The sequence below is a fragment of the Paenochrobactrum pullorum genome (genome assembly GCF_041929845.1).
Classification (GTDB): Bacteria; Pseudomonadota; Alphaproteobacteria; order Rhizobiales; family Rhizobiaceae; genus Paenochrobactrum; species Paenochrobactrum pullorum.
Genome location: NZ_JBHEEH010000001.1, coordinates 1007388 through 1025387, shown reverse-complemented (window position 1 = coordinate 1025387; position 18000 = coordinate 1007388). Strand labels below are relative to the sequence as shown.

At 48.8% G+C, this 18000-nt stretch carries 14 protein-coding genes; 8 read left to right on the top strand and 6 right to left on the bottom strand.

Going from position 1 to position 18000, the window contains the following annotated elements; translation table 11 throughout:
* Positions 1-39: 39 nt before the first annotated feature.
* Together JNC77_RS04850 and JNC77_RS04845 are read left to right on the top strand one after the other, a co-directional pair.
* Positions 40-2160: a S9 family peptidase gene (locus tag JNC77_RS04850; RefSeq protein WP_374829952.1), complete on the top strand. Its 2121-nt coding sequence runs from the start codon at positions 40-42 to the stop codon at positions 2158-2160.
* A 71-nt stretch (positions 2161-2231) separates the two neighbouring features.
* Positions 2232-2570: a metallophosphoesterase gene (locus tag JNC77_RS04845; protein ID WP_374829950.1), complete on the top strand. Its 339-nt coding sequence runs from the start codon at positions 2232-2234 to the stop codon at positions 2568-2570.
* 6 nt (positions 2571-2576) lie between these two features.
* Here JNC77_RS04845 and JNC77_RS04840 read toward each other — a convergent pair whose 3' ends face one another.
* The 3 genes from JNC77_RS04840 to JNC77_RS04830 all read right to left on the bottom strand — a co-directional run bounded on the left by JNC77_RS04840 (position 2577) and on the right by JNC77_RS04830 (position 4831).
* Complete coding sequence (locus JNC77_RS04840; RefSeq protein ID WP_374829948.1) at positions 2577-3515, bottom strand: c-type cytochrome; 939 nt, start codon at positions 3513-3515, stop codon at positions 2577-2579.
* A 26-nt stretch (positions 3516-3541) separates the two neighbouring features.
* On the bottom strand, positions 3542-3976 hold the full coding sequence (locus JNC77_RS04835; RefSeq protein WP_374829946.1) for a c-type cytochrome: 435 nt from the start codon (positions 3974-3976) through the stop codon (positions 3542-3544).
* A gap of 258 nt (positions 3977-4234) precedes the next feature.
* A complete protein-coding gene (locus JNC77_RS04830; protein WP_374829944.1) occupies positions 4235-4831 on the bottom strand; it encodes a superoxide dismutase in 597 nt (198 codons plus the stop codon).
* Between the two features lie 430 nt (positions 4832-5261).
* On the opposite strand from JNC77_RS04830, the gene JNC77_RS04825 reads away from it, so the two are divergent.
* Positions 5262-5975 carry a L,D-transpeptidase gene (locus tag JNC77_RS04825; protein ID WP_374829942.1) on the top strand — a complete coding sequence of 238 codons (714 nt, stop codon included), beginning with the start codon at positions 5262-5264 and terminating at the stop codon, positions 5973-5975.
* 65 nt (positions 5976-6040) lie between these two features.
* On the opposite strand, the gene JNC77_RS04820 is transcribed toward JNC77_RS04825, so the two are convergent.
* Positions 6041-7549 carry a helicase HerA-like C-terminal domain-containing protein gene (locus JNC77_RS04820; RefSeq protein ID WP_374829940.1) on the bottom strand — a complete coding sequence of 503 codons (1509 nt, stop codon included), beginning with the start codon at positions 7547-7549 and terminating at the stop codon, positions 6041-6043.
* 108 nt (positions 7550-7657) lie between these two features.
* Positions 7658-8872: a CynX/NimT family MFS transporter gene (locus tag JNC77_RS04815; protein ID WP_374829938.1), complete on the bottom strand. Its 1215-nt coding sequence runs from the start codon at positions 8870-8872 to the stop codon at positions 7658-7660.
* Positions 8873-9065: 193 nt separating this feature from the next.
* Between JNC77_RS04815 and JNC77_RS04810 the strand changes: the two genes are divergently transcribed.
* On the top strand, positions 9066-10058 hold the full coding sequence (locus JNC77_RS04810; RefSeq protein ID WP_374829936.1) for a magnesium transporter CorA family protein: 993 nt from the start codon (positions 9066-9068) through the stop codon (positions 10056-10058).
* A 48-nt stretch (positions 10059-10106) separates the two neighbouring features.
* On the opposite strand, the gene JNC77_RS04805 is transcribed toward JNC77_RS04810, so the two are convergent.
* A complete protein-coding gene (locus JNC77_RS04805; RefSeq protein ID WP_374829934.1) occupies positions 10107-11129 on the bottom strand; it encodes an asparaginase in 1023 nt (340 codons plus the stop codon).
* A 188-nt stretch (positions 11130-11317) separates the two neighbouring features.
* Between JNC77_RS04805 and betI the strand changes: the two genes are divergently transcribed.
* The 4 genes from betI (at position 11318) to ppdK (ending at position 17978) form a co-directional block, all read left to right on the top strand.
* Positions 11318-11920, top strand: coding sequence for a choline-binding transcriptional repressor BetI (gene betI / locus JNC77_RS04800; RefSeq protein ID WP_374829932.1), 603 nt, complete (start codon positions 11318-11320; stop codon positions 11918-11920).
* A gap of 5 nt (positions 11921-11925) precedes the next feature.
* The gene (gene betA / locus JNC77_RS04795) at positions 11926-13590 is read left to right on the top strand and encodes a choline dehydrogenase (RefSeq protein ID WP_374829930.1); all 1665 of its coding nucleotides are present in this window, start codon (positions 11926-11928) and stop codon (positions 13588-13590) included.
* A gap of 20 nt (positions 13591-13610) precedes the next feature.
* Positions 13611-15074, top strand: a complete 1464-nt coding sequence (gene betB, locus JNC77_RS04790) for a betaine-aldehyde dehydrogenase (RefSeq protein ID WP_374829928.1) — start codon at positions 13611-13613, stop codon at positions 15072-15074.
* 246 nt (positions 15075-15320) lie between these two features.
* Positions 15321-17978 (top strand): pyruvate, phosphate dikinase, encoded by a 2658-nt coding sequence (gene ppdK, locus JNC77_RS04785; protein ID WP_374829926.1) that lies wholly within the window; start codon positions 15321-15323, stop codon positions 17976-17978.
* The last annotated feature ends 22 nt before the right edge of the window (positions 17979-18000 follow it).

The window sequence follows — 18000 nt, the reverse complement described above, 5'->3', positions numbered from 1 at the left end:
CTTCCATCCTGTTCTTCACATCGAAATACTGAGAAATAGATGTCATCCCCAAAATTCAAGCTTATCGACGTTCCTGTTACTGAGAAAAAACCACAACGCTCAATCCATCATGATATTATACGTATTGATGATTATGCATGGCTTCGTGCGGATAACTGGCAGGAAATGTTCAAGGATCCGTCCAAGCTCGCCAATGATATCCGTGAACATCTGAATGCAGAAAATGCATATCAGCAGGTCTTGATGGAGGACACCCAAGTCCTGCAAAAGAGACTTTTTGCAGAGATGAAAGGCCGCATTAAAGAAGATGATTCATCCATACCGGTTAAAGACGGCCCTTATGCTTATGGCAGTCTTTATGAAAAAGGCGGCGAACAACCTCATATTTTCCGCACCCCACGCGAAGGCGGTGATAAAGATATTTTGCTGAATGGCGATAAAGAAGCCGCAGGCAAAGCTTATTTTCGTTTAGCATCCACCGACGCCTCCCCTGATCATAAACTGATGATTTGGGGTTATGACGATAAGGGTTCGGAATTTTACACACTTAAAGTACGTGATCTCGCCAACAAAACAGATTTTAGCGATACCATTCTAGATACTGATGGCAGCGGTGCATGGGATGCAGAAACAAACGGTTTCTTTTATGCTCGTCTCGACGAAAACCATCGTCCATCCAAACTATATTATCACCGCAACGGCACTGAACAATCTGAAGACCGCCTGATCTATGAAGAAATGGATGCCGGTTTCTTCATGAGTGTCAGCTCCAGTCCACTTAATGATTTTATCTCAATCGACATTCATGATCATGAAACGTCCGAATGCTGGTTGATCCCGGCCAATCAACCTGACGCAAAACCACAATTGGTAGCTGAGCGCCAAACCGGCATTGAATATGATCTGGCATCGGGTGGCGATGTTTTTTACATCCTGACCAATATTGACGGTGCCAAAGATTTTAAAATAATGACCGCGCCAACTCATGCACCGCAGCGCGAAAACTGGAAAGATCTGGTGCCGGAAAAGCCGGGCACACTCATTCTGGCGCATGGTGTATATAAGGATCATCTGGTTTGGCTTGAACGTAATAATGGTCTGCCTGTCATCATGATTCATGAGCGTAAAACCGGCGAACAACATGCGATAAGCTTTGACGAGGAAGCCTATTCTCTCGGCTTGCAAGGCAGTGCGGAATATGACACCGATACTATCCGCTTTTCTTATTCTTCCATGACGACACCCAGCCAATTATATGAATATAATATGGTGACGCGTGAGCGTAAGCTTTTAAAAACACAAGAAGTACCATCCGGTCACGACCCAAAAAACTACGTAACCAAGCGTTTAATGGTGCCTGCGCGTGATGGCGAGCTGGTTCCAGTTTCTATCGTTTATCATAAAGACACAGCGCTTGATGGCACCGCCCCTTGCCTGCTTTACGGTTATGGTTCTTACGGCATCACCATTCCGGCAAGCTTCAACACCAATTGTCTGTCACTGGTCAATCGTGGCTTCGTTTATGCGATTGCACATATTCGCGGTGGTAAAGACAAAGGTTTTGCGTGGTATGAAAACGGTAAACGTGCGCACAAAACCAATACATTTTATGATTTCATCGATGCAGCGCGCTATCTGGCAAAGCAAAAATTCACCAGTGCAGACAGAATGGTTGCTCATGGCGGATCTGCAGGCGGCATGTTGATGGGAGCCATTGCCAATATGGCGCCGGACGCTTTTGGTGCAATTATTGCCGAAGTTCCTTTTGTTGATGTGCTCAATACCATGCTGGATGACACTTTGCCGCTTACCCCGCCAGAATGGCCGGAATGGGGTAATCCACTGGCGAGCACAGCCGACTATAAAACCATTGCGGCTTATTCGCCATATGACAATGTTGCGGCCCAAAATTATCCGCCAATTCTGGCTGTCGCAGGCCTGACTGACCCTCGTGTGACCTATTGGGAACCTGCTAAATGGGTGGCACGTCTTCGGGAAGTAAAGACCGACACTAATCCGGTTTTATTGCGCACCAATATGGACGCCGGCCATGCCGGTGCCTCAGGTCGTTTCTCCAGACTGGAAGAGGTCGCTTATTCTTATGCTTTTGCACTCAAATGCGCAGACAAGCTGGACACGGAACTATTGGCAGCCAATTAGCGTTTTCAATAGTCAAGATGATGACCGGTCAGTATAATCTGGCCGGTTAGCTGCTCTTAGGGAGATTATTCATGAGAATAAAACACCATGCTCATGCATTGATAGGCGCCACAGTCTTGCTAAGCTTGACGGCGGCTCCTATCCAGATCAGTGAAGCACAGTCGGCCGTACGCAAAGATGTCAGTGAATATGCTGGAAAACGATGCAATACACCGCCAAAGGGCAACGGGGCAATTGTTGGCATATTCTATGGATACGCTGACCGCACACCTTCCGACGACAGAAACGTTATGGTCAATCAGTATCGTTGCTTTCAAACCATGAGTGAGTGTCAAGGCTGGCTCTACACGATGAACAGCAAATATCTCGCCACCAGCATTGGACGAAGCGCGCGTTGTTTTATCCGTTAATCAATCTTATTTTGACGGATAACCATTTTCATGCGCGGGTATTGTCTTCAAGTAAGCAGCAATTGCTTCACGGTCACTGGCGGGCAATTTTGCCATATTCTCAACGACGCTTGTCATTGAACCACCGAGCGAGTCAAAATCAGGCGTAAAACCACTTTCCAGCGAATAAGCAATATCGCCGGCACTCCAACTTCCGATGCCACCCTTGCCGCCGGTAATATTAGGCACAATGCCAGCTTGCCCGTTGGAACCAATTTCAGCAGAAACCGCGCCAGCCATCCACTGCTCAGTTTTCAAACCACCAATAATGCCGCGCGGTGTATGGCATTCTGCACAATGACCAAGGCTTTCAGTCAAATAACGGCCACGCTTCAATTGATCAGAAGCATCATCAGCCAAGGCAATCACTGGCTGGTCAGAAAGATAAAGTTGTTTCCATAAACCCAAACCACGGCGGATATTAAACGGAAAACTCAATTTATGATCAGCTGCCACATAATCACTTTTTGGCAGTGTTTTCATAAATGCAAAGAGATCAGCCACATCTTGCGGCTGCATTTTTGCATAAGATGTATAAGGAAATGATGGGTATAAGTGGGTGCCATCGGGACCGACACCCTTCATCATAGCATTAAAAAACTGTTGCTGTGTCCAGTTTCCAATGCCTTTTTCAGAGGGCGAAATATTCGGTGCCACAAAGGTGCCGAAGGGCGAGACCAATTCATGTCCGCCGGTCAAAACCAGTTTATCATCACCTTTGGCTCCTGGAGAGGCATGGCAAGAAACGCAACCACCGGCGTTAAAAACCAATTCACCATTTGCCAAATCAGGCTTTTTCAAGGATGCGATAACTTTCGCATCAACAGTCTCTGGGGCAGTCAAAACCCAAAAAGCAGATGCAGCGGCAATAACGCCAAGCACACCGGTGTAAATAATTTTACGCATTTCAACCGCCCCTTAGTTCCAAACTGTTATTTCTTGACGCGATAGAGTTCGTGGCAAGCCTTACAGTTGGCTGCAACCTGCTGGAATACCGGCTTCAACTGATCCAAATCCTGCGGATCTGCAGCTGCCGATTGAGCTGCATCTTCACGGAATTTGTTCACATGAGCTGTGAAATCTTCCATATTCTGCCAGATTGCAGGCGCAGCCTCCGTGTCTCCCTTATCAGTACCTTCAGGGAACAATGCAACCGGATCAAATTTGTCAGCAGACAGCTGAATATTTTTCAAGGCTTCAATGGCAGACGCATTATTAAAAGGCACTTCGCCTTTCATCATTGCGCCCATCACACCAACCGACTTACCGATATCTTTCATAATCGCTTTGCGATCTTCAATCACATCAGCCTGTGCAATCGTGCTGAACAGCGCCAATGCAGTCGAGATCATTAAAAACTTGCGCATGAAGTACCTCCAAAAAGATAATGTGCAATCAATGCAAAAAACATCTGACCCAAATCAGACAAGAGAGTTTAATTTCTCTTTATAAGAGACTTATGTCCGAATTTTGAAGACGATTGGTAAAAAATTGTGCATAAATAGTGAACAATATTGTCGCACAAAAAAAGCCCTCACCATAAAATGATGAGGGCTTTTTTCAAATTATCCAAGCCAGGCGCTGGCAACGAAAGTTATCAGGTACCAGCTTAAAGCATAAAAGAATTATGCCTGTTCGTACATTTCCAGGACATAATCCCAGTTGATCAGGCTATCAACAAAGGCTTCCATATATTTAGGACGTGCATTGCGATAGTCGATGTAATAGGAATGCTCCCAGACATCCACGCCAAGAATTGGCTTTGCGCCATGAACCAGCGGATTTTCGCCATTGGCTGTCTTGGAGATTTCAAGTTTGCCGTCTTTAACCGACAACCAAGCCCAGCCGGAACCGAACTGGCCAACGCCAGCTGCGATAAAATCTTCACGGAACTTGTCGTAGCCGCCCAGATCTGCATCAATTGCTTTTAGAAGTGCAGCAGGAAGCTTCTTGCCACCACCATCTTTTTTCATCCATTTCCAGAAATGGATGTGGTTGTAATGCTGACCGGCATTGTTAAAGAGACCCTGATTTTTGCCAAAGCTTTCTTTAACGATTTCTTCCAGACTTTTGCCTTCAAGACCGGAACCTTCGAGCAGCTTGTTACCATTGGTTACATAAGCCTGATGGTGCTTGTCATGGTGAAACTCAAGGGTTTCACGCGACATGAACGGAGCCAATGCATCATAATAATACGGCAGTTCTGGTAATTCAAAAGCCATTTGGAACTCTCCTCTTTCTTCAATTGAATTGGGATCATTGAATGAACCCGCAAACTAACCCTCATTACATAGTCCCCTGATTGAAAACTCGCAATGGGGAACGCTCATAATTTTGCAAGAAAATTATTGGAAAATTAAAATCATGTTTGGCTTTCTCATGTTCTACGCACTCTATCATAGTAATTTGCCCCATCATTGAGAGCCTCAAATTTGATTCTAACACTATGAAGTAACAACCACTCAACAGCCGTTTTGGTTGCAAAAAAGATCAAGATATTTTCCCAAGCAGGATGTTTTTAAAAAAACAGGAGACGAAATCGTCGTTTTCGCTTTTAACTGAAGCATTTCTTCTCTAGTTAGCTTCAAAGTTGCAATTCATTAACCTTAATCGCTTTAATCTGCCCTTCCCCTTCACAGATCTGGTTTTCACATGTCTGCATATCTTTCGCGTCGTTCTTTTCTGACTGCACTGGGCGCAACTGCCGCAGCAAGCCTTGCCGGCTGCGCCCAGCTCAGTAAAAATATTCCTATTATTGATGTTGATAATTTTGGCCGTCCGGTCGGAGCTCCCAAAGCCAATGTCGCCTCCTATAATGGCAGCTACACATCCATGTATGCAGCTGTGCAGGACGAAGGCTATTCGTTGCCTGCCATTCCTATCCAGAAAATGGATAAGAAATATCTGAGACAGGTGGTCAACGACCCAACCGGCGAACGTCCGGGCACCATTGTTGTCGATACCGCCAACCGCTTCCTCTATCTTGTGATGGAGAATGGTCAAGCTCTTCGTTACGGGGTTGGTATTGGTAAAGACGGATTTGCCTGGTCCGGCCGCGCCGTCATCCAGTGGAAACGTAAATGGCCAAGATGGACACCACCGGATGAAATGATTGCCCGTCAGCCACATCTGGAAAAATACAGTGCGCGTAACGGCGGCATGGAACCTGGCCTTAATAACCCGCTTGGCGCCCGTGCACTTTACATTTTCAAAGACGGTAAAGACACACTCTACCGTCTGCATGGCAACCCTGAATGGTGGTCAATCGGCAAGGCTGTCTCATCTGGCTGCGTACGCATGCTCAATCAGGATGTAATGGATCTTTATGATCGCGTGCCAAACAAAACACCAATTTTGGTCATGTAATATAAAAAACACCCGAGACGGGAAACCGGTCTCGGGTGTTTTCATTTATTAAAAAAGCAAAACCATCAGCGTTTAAAATTGCGCAAAATGCCCCGCACCAGTGCGTTGCCAAGCGATGAGCCAACAGAACGTACAACCGATTTCATCGCAGTTTCTGCAACCGTTTGACGACCACTCGTCTTCTTGGTGCCAAGAGCTGTACCGACCAGATCACCCCAGATGCCACCACTTTCCGGCTCAGGTTTTGACTTTTCCTGCGCCTGAGCGATTTCCACTACCTTCTTTTGCAAAATTTCAAAGGCAGATTCACGGTCAATCGCTTGATCATATTGGCCAGCCACAGGGCTTACCGCAATAATCTGCGCTCGTTCTTCCGGTGTCAACGGCCCAATACGCGATGAAGGCGGTCGCATCAATGTGCGCTGCACCATCGAAGGAATGCCTTTTTCCTGCAAGGTTGAAACCAGAGCCTCACCGGTTGAAAGATTGGTGATGGCTTCAAAGGTCTGGAAATCCGGATTAGGACGGAATGTATCGGCTGCGGTTTTGACGGCTGCAGTTTCACGCGGTGTATAAGCGCGCAAAGAATGCTGCACACGATTACCCAATTGCGCCAGCACCGATTCCGGCACATCAAGCGGGTTCTGCGACACAAAATAAATGCCGACACCTTTGGAGCGGATAAGGCGAACTACCTGCTCGATGCGGGTCAGCAATGCTTTTGGAGCTTCATTAAACAGCAGATGCGCTTCATCAAAGAAAAACACTAAACGCGGCTTTTCCGGATCACCCACTTCCGGCAATTGCTCGAACAGCTCGGACATCAACCAGAGCAAAAATGTGGAATAAAGACGCGGATTGTTCATCAGTTTATCTGCAGCCAAAACACTGACCACACCGCGACCATCTGTGTTGGTGCGCATAATGTCTGCAATACGGAGCGCCGGTTCACCAAAAAATTTGGTGCCACCCTGCTGTTCCAGCACTAAAAGCGAGCGCTGGATAGCCCCGACAGAAGCTTTATTGACATTGCCATAACGTGCGCTCAGTTCTTCCGAACGCGTGACCATGTGCGCGAGCAATGCTTGCAGGTCTTTCAAATCAAGCAGCAACAAGCCTTCCTCATCGGACAAACGGAAGGCAATATTCAAAACACCTTCCTGTGCGTCGGTTAAGTTCATCAGACGTGACAGCAGTAATGGTCCCATTTCGGCAATAGTGGCACGGATCGGATGCCCCTGCTCGCCAAATATATCCCAGAAAATAACTGGCGAAGCCCTCAACTCATAAGGATCAAGATGCACTTCTTGCGCACGTTTGGTTAAGCCTTCTTTGGCCTGACCAACCGCAGCAATACCGGAAAGATCGCCTTTAATATCGGCACAAAAAACCGGCACACCTGCCGCGGAAAAACCTTCTGCAAGCACCTGCAGACTAACCGTCTTGCCCGTACCTGTCGCACCGGTCACGATACCATGACGATTACCATATTTAAGCGCAAGCACTTCTGCCTGCTGGTATGAATCATCCGGTTTACGGCTAGCGCCTAAAAAAATCGCATTATCGCCAGTCATAGGCTGTCGGCTCCTTTAATCTTATGCGCACAAGTCTATCGGGTTCGTGGATTTTCTTCAACGCTTTGCATATGCCTTAAGGCGCGCGATAAAAATAATCAGCAACACTCAAGCTTCAACACGAACATTAACCTGCAAAGCCCTGCCAGCGCCCCACCCGGCATAAGCCCCACCAATACCGATTGCCATCAACAATACGCCGCTCCAAATGAAACTACCAGTGAGTGAATGGATCATCCCCATCAGCAATGGGCCGAATGCTGCCATTGAATATCCGACACATTGTGCCATGCCGGAAAGATGCGCAGCAATGAGCGCATCTTTTGAACGAAGCACAATCATAATCATTGCAGCTGCGATTAAACCACCTTGTCCAATACCTTGAATGACCGCCCATCCCCAAGCGCCGGACAAAGGCGCATAAAGCAGCCCCAACAAACCGGCGACAGCACAAACATAGAGCAAAACATTGAGTAGGCTTTGCGTTTTAAACCGCATCGCAAGTGAGGGAATGAGTAAACAAGCCACCACTTGCGCCATAATGGAAATTGAAACAATCAGTCCTGCCGCTTCACCGCTCAAGCCGCGTTCACGCAAGATCGGAGACATCCAGCCAAACACGATGTAAGCCAATGCCGATTGCAATCCCATGAAGAAGGTGACCTGCCATGCCAATTTATCCCGCCACAGCCCTGTCACCCGTATATGACTACCGCGACTATGATGATTATTTCGAAAAGATTGCGGCAACCAGATCAACAAGACCAACAAGGCCGGCAGTCCCCAGAAAGCCAGTGCCCACTGCCATGAACCATTGAGCAGATTTTTAACCGGCACAGTCATACCAGCAGCAGCTGCTGCCCCGCCGCACAAAGCCATTGTATAAAGCCCTGTCATGATGGCGGCCTGATCGGGAAAATCACGTTTGACCACACCGGGCAGAAGAACATTGCCCACCGCAATACAGGCACCAGCCAATGCACTGCCCATGAATAGAAACGGCAAGGTTCCAAGCCCGCGCATCAAGGTGGCAATGAACAGAAAAAACATCACCAGAAACAATGTTTTCTCCACACCGATTTGCTGCGCCAATCTAGGGGCAAGCGGTGCAAAAACGCCCAAACATAAAACCGGTAATGTGGTGAGCAATCCGGCAGTAAAAGTCGACATGCCCGTTGTGGCAACAATTTCAGGCAAGAGAGCAGAAAAACTGGAAAAAACCGGCCGCAGATTAAAAGCAATCAGTACAAGACTAAGCCCAAGCAAAATACGAGCTGTTTTTTTAACGGCTATGCTGGTTACTGATTGCTGCCGATGCAACATGGTGAGTGCCTTTTTGAAAAAAATGCCGCAGAGAATCATAAATAATAAAGATAAGACTAACAGCTTCACGATATGAATACTGCTTTTGAACTTTTAGTGTTTCAAAGCTAAGGCACAGGCATTTAAACTGGCATTATTGTGCATGCACTGGAATAATTGCAGCATTTACGAAATGATTCATTCAGGACGCTTTATGATTAAATTTTACACACTGGTTGGCGATCATCTGGAAAATTGTGAACTGGCCAATGGTGAACGTCTTCCGGATAATATCATCTGGATTGATCTCATTTCCCCAGGCGTCAATGAAGATAAAATCGTCGAACACCTGACCGGCATTTCCATCCCAACCCATGCTGATATGGCCGAAATTGAGGAATCCAACCGCTTCTACACAGAAAACGGCGCGCAATATCTGACAGCGCCGATTTTGCATACCGTCAATCAGGATCACCGCGAACTGGCACCCGTCACCTTTATCATCCATCAGAAAATACTGATTACGGTGCGCTATTCCGATCCCAAATCCATCAACACTTATCTTTCTCGTGCGATGAAGCCAGCCAATGGACTGATTACCGCAAAAGCCAACGGCCATGCTGTCATGCTTGGCATTCTGGAAGCGACCACCAACCGTTTGGCCGATATTTTGGAAAGTGTGTCCGGCAAGATTGATGCCGCTTCACACTCTATCTATCGTCGCCCAAGTGATGTGCGCCCTATGTCCACTGCTGATTTCCGGCATATTCTGACCCAAATCGGAGCGCAAGGATCGTTTCTGTCGCGCGTGCGTGAAAGCTTGGCAGGGCTTGGCCGCCTGCTGGTTTATCTGACCGCTAATCTGTCCGACACGACAGGCAAAAAAGACAGCCGTGCGCAAATCAAATCGCTGGAACGCGACGTGCAATCACTAACCAATTATGTGGACTTCCTGTCCAACAAAGTGACTTTCCTGCTCGACACCATTGTCGGCCTGATTTCGATTGAGCAAAATGCGATTATCAAGATTTTCTCGGTCGCGGCTGTCGGCTTCATGCCGCCAACACTGGTTGCATCCATTTACGGGATGAATTTCAGCTTCATGCCTGAATTGAATTCACCTTGGGGCTATCCGATGGCCTTGGGCTTTATGGTCGCTTCCGCGCTCATCCCGCTTTATTTTTTCCGCCGTAAAGGCTGGCTGTAAGCCATAAAATCAGAGCGGGCTTGCTATAAACCCGCTCTGATATTTTTATTAAATGATATTTGCAGCACTGATCAGTTCAGTCGGTCGTACATAACCCAAAGAAATACCATTCCAGTTTTTCAGTTCCTTGTTTGCCATTGCAGAAAGCTTTTCAGATAAGTCCTGATCTTTGGCAAACAAACGTGACAGCAGCGAAATTACCATTGCTTCCGATGCACGTGTGCCGCCATCATCGCATTTCAGTGTGAAGCCAATGCCGAGCTCTGGCACAGCACCACAGAATACAGCTTCCGCACCAGTTTTGACAAAAATACGTCCCGGTGCCAGTTGCATCAATTCGGTGCAAGCACGTTTACTGCCCGCCACATAAAATGGCTCGGCCATACAGGCATCTACTAAGCGTTTCGCAGCCTTAGCGCGCTGCGGTTCAAGCCCGTTGCCTGTTGCCATTTTAGCAAAGCCATGCGCCAGATCAGACAAAGGAATGGCGTAAGTCGGGATCGAACAACCATCCGTGCCACAATGATCAAGGCTGTGTTTCGCACCGGTGACGGACTGCATCACATCGCGCACAGCATTTTGAATTTCAGACCCTTGCGCCACATAGCCCTTGGTTTGCATGCCGCAATGCATGCAAGTGGCCAAAAAGCCCGCATGTTTGCCGGAGCAGTTATTGTGTAAAGCGGTTGGCTCTTTGCCGGATTTTGCCAACTCAATCAGCACCGGCTGCTGGCTTGGCCAATGACTGCCACACTCCAATGCTGATGCATCAAGACCAGCCTTTTTCAGCATCAATTCAGCACGTGCCACATGTTCCGGTTCGCCGGAATGCGAGGCACATGCCATTGCCAGATCGGCATTTTCAAAGCCGAAAGCATCGGCTGCGCCCGATTCCACCAGCGGCAACGCCTGAATGGACTTAATCGCCGAACGCGGAAAAGTCAGACGCTCGACATCACCAATCGAAAACACCTGACGGCCATCGCCATCAAATATCGACATGGCACCACGATGTCGGCTTTCAACAATATTGCCCCGTGTCACTTCAACCAGAACCGGATTGCTTACCATAGCCTGATCTCACTCCTGTAACTGCAAAAAATCTTATGCCGCTCATACGCTTAAATAAAACAAAAAGCACCTCTTAGATTATGGGAGACGGAGTTGTGCGCCATAAAATGCGCTTGGATTTTTTATTGATTGATCAGTCAATCAAAACTATATTAGCTTTAAGTAAGGTTTTGATGACAGGAAATATGATGCCTAAAATCGGAATGGAACAACAACGCAAAAGCGATCTGATCAGTGCTGCTATCCGCACGATCGGCGAACGCGGCTCGCTTGATGTAACCGTTGCGCAAATTGCAAAACAAGCAGGTGTATCATCGGCGCTGGCGCACCATTATTTCGGCAGTAAAGAACATCTGATCCTTGAGACTATGCGCCATTTGCTGCGCGAATTGCATATATTAAGCGCCAATGGCTTGCGCCAAGCCGACAGCCCGCGTTCGCGCTTATCAGCAATTATCGAGGTGAATTTTTCACCATCCCAGTTCAGCCCCAGCACGATTGCGGCATGGCTGACATTTTACGTTCATGCACAGCGCTCAGACGATATGCGACGGCTGCTGAATATTTATGCAAGCCGTCTGCACTCCAATCTGATGCATGATTTAACCGCTCTGACATCGCGTGACCAAGCGCACCACATCGCTAAAGGCGCTGGTGCTCTGATCGACGGCCTTTATATCCGTCATGCCCTTGGTACCAACAAATCCGATGCAGAAAGAGCGACAACTGCAACCATGCTGGTTGAAGATTACATCAGCAGCCAGCTTTTGGTTAAAACAACAGGTTGTTAAATTTTATGTCCGCAAATTTAGAAGCAGATTTCGTCATTATCGGCTCTGGTTCCTCAGGTTCCGCATTGGCTTACCGCTTGTCTGAAGACGGCAAACATAGTGTGATTATTATTGAGGCGGGTGGCGCTGATTTCGGCCCTCTCATCCAGATGCCTGCTGCCCTTTCTTTTCCGATGAATATGGCGACCTATGACTGGCGCTTTTCCACCGAGCCGGAGCCCTATTTAAACGGACGGCAGCTCGTCACCCCACGCGGCAAAGTGATCGGTGGCTCCTCTTCCATCAACGGAATGGTTTATGTGCGCGGCCATGCTCGTGATTTTGACCATTGGGGGACAAGTGGTGCACAAGGTTGGTCTTATGCCGATGTGCTGCCCTATTTCCAAAAGATGGAACAAGTTGCCTTTAATGATAAAGATGGTTGGCGGGGCAAAAAAGGCCCCCTTCATGTGCAGCGCGGGAAAAGCCGCAATCCGCTTTATCAAGCCTTTATTCAAGCAGGCCATCAAGCGGGCTTTGAACTGACAGATGATTATAATGGCGAGAAGCAAGAAGGTTTCGGCCAGATGGAACAAACCATCCATCAGGGTCGGCGCTGGTCTGCCGCCAATGCTTATTTGAAACCAGCGTTGAAACGTAAAAACGTCACCTTGGTCAAAGGCTTGGCCCATAAAGTTGTCATTGAGAATCAACGCGCCACTGGCGTCGAGATCGAAAACGGCAATTCAGTCCGCACCATCCGCGCCAGACGCGAAGTGATTATTGCTGCATCTTCCATCAACTCACCCAAGCTGCTGATGCTTTCCGGTATCGGTCCGGCTGAGCATTTGGCCGAGTTCAACATTCCGGTTGTTGCTGATCGGCAAGGTGTCGGTCAAAATCTACAAGACCATATGGAGCTTTATATCCAGCAATCTTGCAGGCAACCGATTACGCTTCACTCCAAGCTTAATTTGTTTTCAAAAGCCATGATCGGCGCTCAATGGTTGCTTTTCAAATCCGGTGATGGTGCCAGCAACCATTTTGAAAGTGCTGCCTTTTTGCGCTCGAAAGCCGGTATAGACTATCCTGATATTCAATATCATTTTCTTCCGGCAGCGATCCGCTATGACGGCAAAGCTGCAGCCGAAGGCCACGGCTTTCAGGCGCATGTCGGGCCGATGCGCTCCAAATCACGTGGAAGCGTTACGCTTCGCTCAAGTGACCCGCGCGACAAGCCAAAAATTCAGTTTAATTATATGTCGCATCCCGATGACTGGGCAGATTTCCGCCATTGCATCCGCCTCACCCGTGAAATTTTTGGCCAGCACGCTTTTGATCCATATCGTGGCGAGGAAATTCAACCGGGCAAACATGTGCAAACGGATGATGAACTGGATGATTTCATCCGCGACCATGCCGAAAGCGCTTTCCATCCATGCGGTACTTGTAAAATGGGTGCAGTTGATGATCCAATGGCAGTGGTTGACCCTCACTGCCGTGTCATTGGCGTTGAAAACTTACGTGTCGCGGATTCGTCAATTTTTCCACGTATCACCAATGGTAATCTCAATGCCCCTTCGATCATGACCGGTGAAAAAGCCGCGGATCATATTTTGGGACGCGATATGCTGCCACGCTCCAACAAACAGCCGTGGATCAATCCACGCTGGCAAGTTTCAGACCGTTAATTTTACCAGGAGTTTCTTTGATGAAAACCCAACCTAAAGCCTCCCATTTCATTGGCGGTCAATTCGTAGAAGATCGTGACGGGCGCGAATTGAATGTCGTCTATCCGGCAACAGGCGAAGTGATTGCCAAGCTGCATAGCGCCACGCCTGCTATTATTGAACAAGCATTACAAAGTGCGGCGATAGCACAAATTGAATGGGCGGCAAAAAAGCCGGTTGAACGTGGCCGCATTTTAATACGCGCTGCGCAATTATTGCGTGAGAAAAACGAAGAACTATCAAGGCTTGAAACGCTCAATACCGGTAAAGCAATTCAGGAAACGCTGGTGGCAGATGCGGCCTCTGCCGCTGATGCATTAGAGTTTTTAGGTGGTGCGGTTGCTACTTTCAACGGCGACTTTGTAGATTTGGGTGGTTCATTTGCTTACACAAAACGTGAAGCCTTGGGCGTTTGTGTTGGTATCGGCGCATGGAATTACCCGATCCAGATTGCCACATGGAAATCCGCCCCAGCGCTTGCCATGGGTAATGCTTTCATTTTCAAACCATCCGAAAACACACCACTGACTGCTTTGGCACTGGCAGAAATTTACCATGAAGCTGGTTTGCCAGCCGGTCTTTTCAATGTGGTGCAAGGTTTTGGTGATGTGGGAGCTGCACTGATTGAGCATCCTACAACCGCAAAAGTGTCGCTCACCGGCTCGGTGCCGACAGGCCGCAAGATTATGGCGCAGGCAGGTGCCCATCTCAAACATGCAACGATGGAACTGGGCGGCAAATCTCCGCTCATCGTCTTTGATGATGCCGACATTGAAAACGCCATTGGCGGCGCGATGCTCGGCAATTTCTATTCCACCGGACAAGTTTGCTCCAACGGCACCCGCGTTTTTGTTCATAAAAATATCCATGACAAATTTGTCAGCCGTCTGATTGAACGCACTAGCAAAATCAAAATCGGTGATCCATTGGATGAAACAACCCAGATGGGGCCGCTTGTCAGCCGCGCGCAATTAGACCGTGTTTTGTCTTTCATTGAACAAGGCAGAGCAGAAGGCGCAAAACTCGTGCATGGTGGCGATGTGGCCAACGTCACCGGTTTTGAAAATGGATTTTTCATTCAGCCAACCATCTTCACTGATGTGCAAGACAATATGACCATCGCGCAGGAAGAAATTTTTGGTCCTGTCATGAGCATTTTGTCTTTTGAAGATGAAGAAGATGTGATTACCCGCGCCAATGCTTCAGAATTTGGTTTGGCTGCTGGTGTTTTCACCCAAAATCTGGCGCGCGGCCACCGTGTGATCGGCAAATTGAAAGCCGGTACCTGCTGGATCAATGCCTATAATCTGACACCGGTTGAAGTGCCGTTTGGCGGCTATAAAAACTCCGGTATCGGCCGTGAAAACGGTCTGGCGGCGCTTGAGCATTACAGCCAGATCAAAACTGTCTATGTCGAAGCCGGTGATGTCGACAGCCCATATTAAATTATCAAGGGAATCGCTTGGCGATTCCCTTGATGCTGGGCCGCGAATACTGGTGTTTTTTTAAATTACACTGGTCTCGCGGCTTATTTCTTGCGGCATTTGCGCCATTTAATCGATTCTATTCAAGCAGAGGCTCATTTTATCGTGGAACGAGCGGCTACGATCACATAAGCAAAAGGCGCATTGTTACTTGGCATCATAAGTAACCAGCATCAGGCGCATCCGGAGCGAATGTAGGAGGTCGTTATGGCTAAATGGGTATATAATTTCGGCGATGGAAAAGCAGAAGGCGCGGCAAGTGACCGTGAACTGCTCGGGGGTAAAGGAGCGAATTTGGCTGAAATGTGCAGCCTTGGCTTGCCGGTTCCTCCAGGTTTTACCATCACGACCGAAGTTTGCACCTATTATTACGCGCATGACCGCAGCTATCCGCCTGAGCTGGAACAGCAAATTCAAGATTCCTTGGCGGAAGTAGCAAGAATTACCGGTCGCCGTTTTGGTGATATGGACAAGCCACTGCTGGTTTCTGTGCGCTCCGGCTCACGTGCTTCCATGCCTGGTATGATGGATACGGTTCTCAATCTTGGTCTCAATGATCAAACTGTTGAAGCTATTGCCCGTGAAGCCAATGATGCCCGTTTTGCCTATGACAGCTATCGCCGCTTCATCCAGATGTATTCTGATGTTGTTTTGGGCGTCGATCACGCATTCTTTGAAGAAATTCTCGAAGATAAAAAAGCAGGCCTCGGCACCGAAGTCGATACGGACTTGACCGCTGACGACTGGAAAGATGTCATCGCCAAATATAAAGCTACCGTTGAGGAAGAGCTGGGCAAACCTTTCCCGCAGGATCCGAAACAGCAGCTGTCCGGCGCCGTTGGTGCGGTTTTCTCCAGCTGGATGAATGCCCGCGCCATCACCTATCGCCGCCTGCATTCCATTCCGGAAAGCTGGGGTACTGCTGTCAACGTACAGGCTATGGTGTTCGGCAATATGGGTGACAGCTCCGCCACCGGCGTTGCCTTTACCCGCAACCCTTCAACCGGTGAAAAGAAGCTCTATGGCGAGTTTCTCGTCAATGCTCAGGGTGAAGATGTGGTTGCCGGTATCCGCACACCACAAAATATTACCGAAGAAGCCCGCATTGCCGCTGGTTCCGACAAGCCATCGCTTGAAAAGGTTATGCCGGAAGCTTTTGCCGATTTTATCGCCGTCGCCGACAAACTGGAACAGCATTACCGCGACATGCAGGATCTGGAATTCACCATCGAGCGTGGCAAATTGTGGATGCTGCAAACCCGCTCCGGCAAGCGCACCGCCAAAGCAGCACTTAAAATGGCTGTAGAAATGGCGGACGAAGGTTTGATCACGCAGAGTGAAGCAGTGATGCGTATTGAACCGGCATCACTTGATCAGCTTTTGCATCCAACTATTGACCCCAAAGCCGCCCGTCATGTTATCGGCGCGGGTCTTCCGGCCTCTCCGGGTGCCGCAACCGGTGAGATTGTTTTCTCGTCCGAAGATGCAGAACAGGCTAAGGCCGAAGGCCGCAAAGTCATTCTAGTACGCATTGAAACCAGCCCGGAAGATATTCACGGCATGCATGCCGCAGAAGGCATTCTGACAACGCGCGGCGGCATGACAAGCCACGCGGCTGTGGTTGCCCGCGGCATGGGCAAGCCATGCGTATCGGGTGCAGGCTCAGTGCGTGTGGACTACCGCAACGGCACCATGCTTGCCGCAGGCCAGACCTTCAAAAAAGGCGACATCATCACCATTGATGGTGCCAGCGGCCAGATTTTAAAAGGTTCGGTTGCGATGCTTCAGCCGGAACTTTCCGGCGACTTTGGCCAGTTGATGGAATGGGCTGACAAAACCCGCCGCATGAAAGTGCGCGCCAATGCCGAAACACCGGCAGATGCCCGCACCGCCCGTTCTTTTGGCGCCGAAGGTATCGGGCTTTGCCGCACCGAGCATATGTTCTTTGAAGGCGAACGTATTCTTGCCATGCGCGAGATGATCCTTTCCAATGATGAAGAAGGCCGCCGCAAAGCCTTGGCAAAACTTCTGCCGATGCAACGCGCCGACTTTGCCGAAATTTTTGAAATCATGAAGGGTTTGCCGGTCACCATCCGTTTGCTTGATCCGCCATTGCACGAATTCCTGCCACGTACAGACACTGAAATTGCCGAAGTGGCAACTGCGATGGATATATCGCCGGAATTGCTGCGCGAACGCAGTGATAGCCTGCATGAATTTAACCCGATGCTTGGCCATCGCGGTTGTCGCCTTGCCATTTCCTATCCGGAAATTGCTGAAATGCAGGCGCGTGCGATTTTTGAAGCAGCTGTAGAAGCCGCCCAAAAAACCGGCGAAGCTGTTGTTCCGGAAGTGATGGTGCCGCTTGTCGGTCTCAAAGCCGAGTTGGATTTCGTCAAAGCCCGCATTGATGCCGTTGCCGCAGACGTGATGAAAGAAGCCGGCATTAAAATCGACTATATGGTTGGTACCATGATTGAACTGCCGCGTGCAGCTCTGCGTGCAGCAGACATTGCCCAGTCTGCCGAGTTTTTCTCCTTCGGCACCAACGATCTGACACAGACAACATTTGGTATTTCACGCGATGATGCAGCACCTTTCATCACCGCCTATCAGCAAAAAGGCGTGATTGAACAAGATCCGTTCGTTTCGCTTGATGTGGATGGTGTTGGTGAACTGGTGCAAATTGCAACCGAGCGCGGTCGTTCAGCACGTCCGAAAATCAAGCTTGGCATTTGTGGTGAACATGGCGGCGATCCGGCATCGATTGCATTTTGCGAAAAGATCGGCCTTGATTATGTATCCTGCTCGCCGTTCCGTGTACCGATTGCCCGTTTGGCAGCAGCACAAGCTTCGGTCAAATAAATAGATATAAAACAGCCGGATC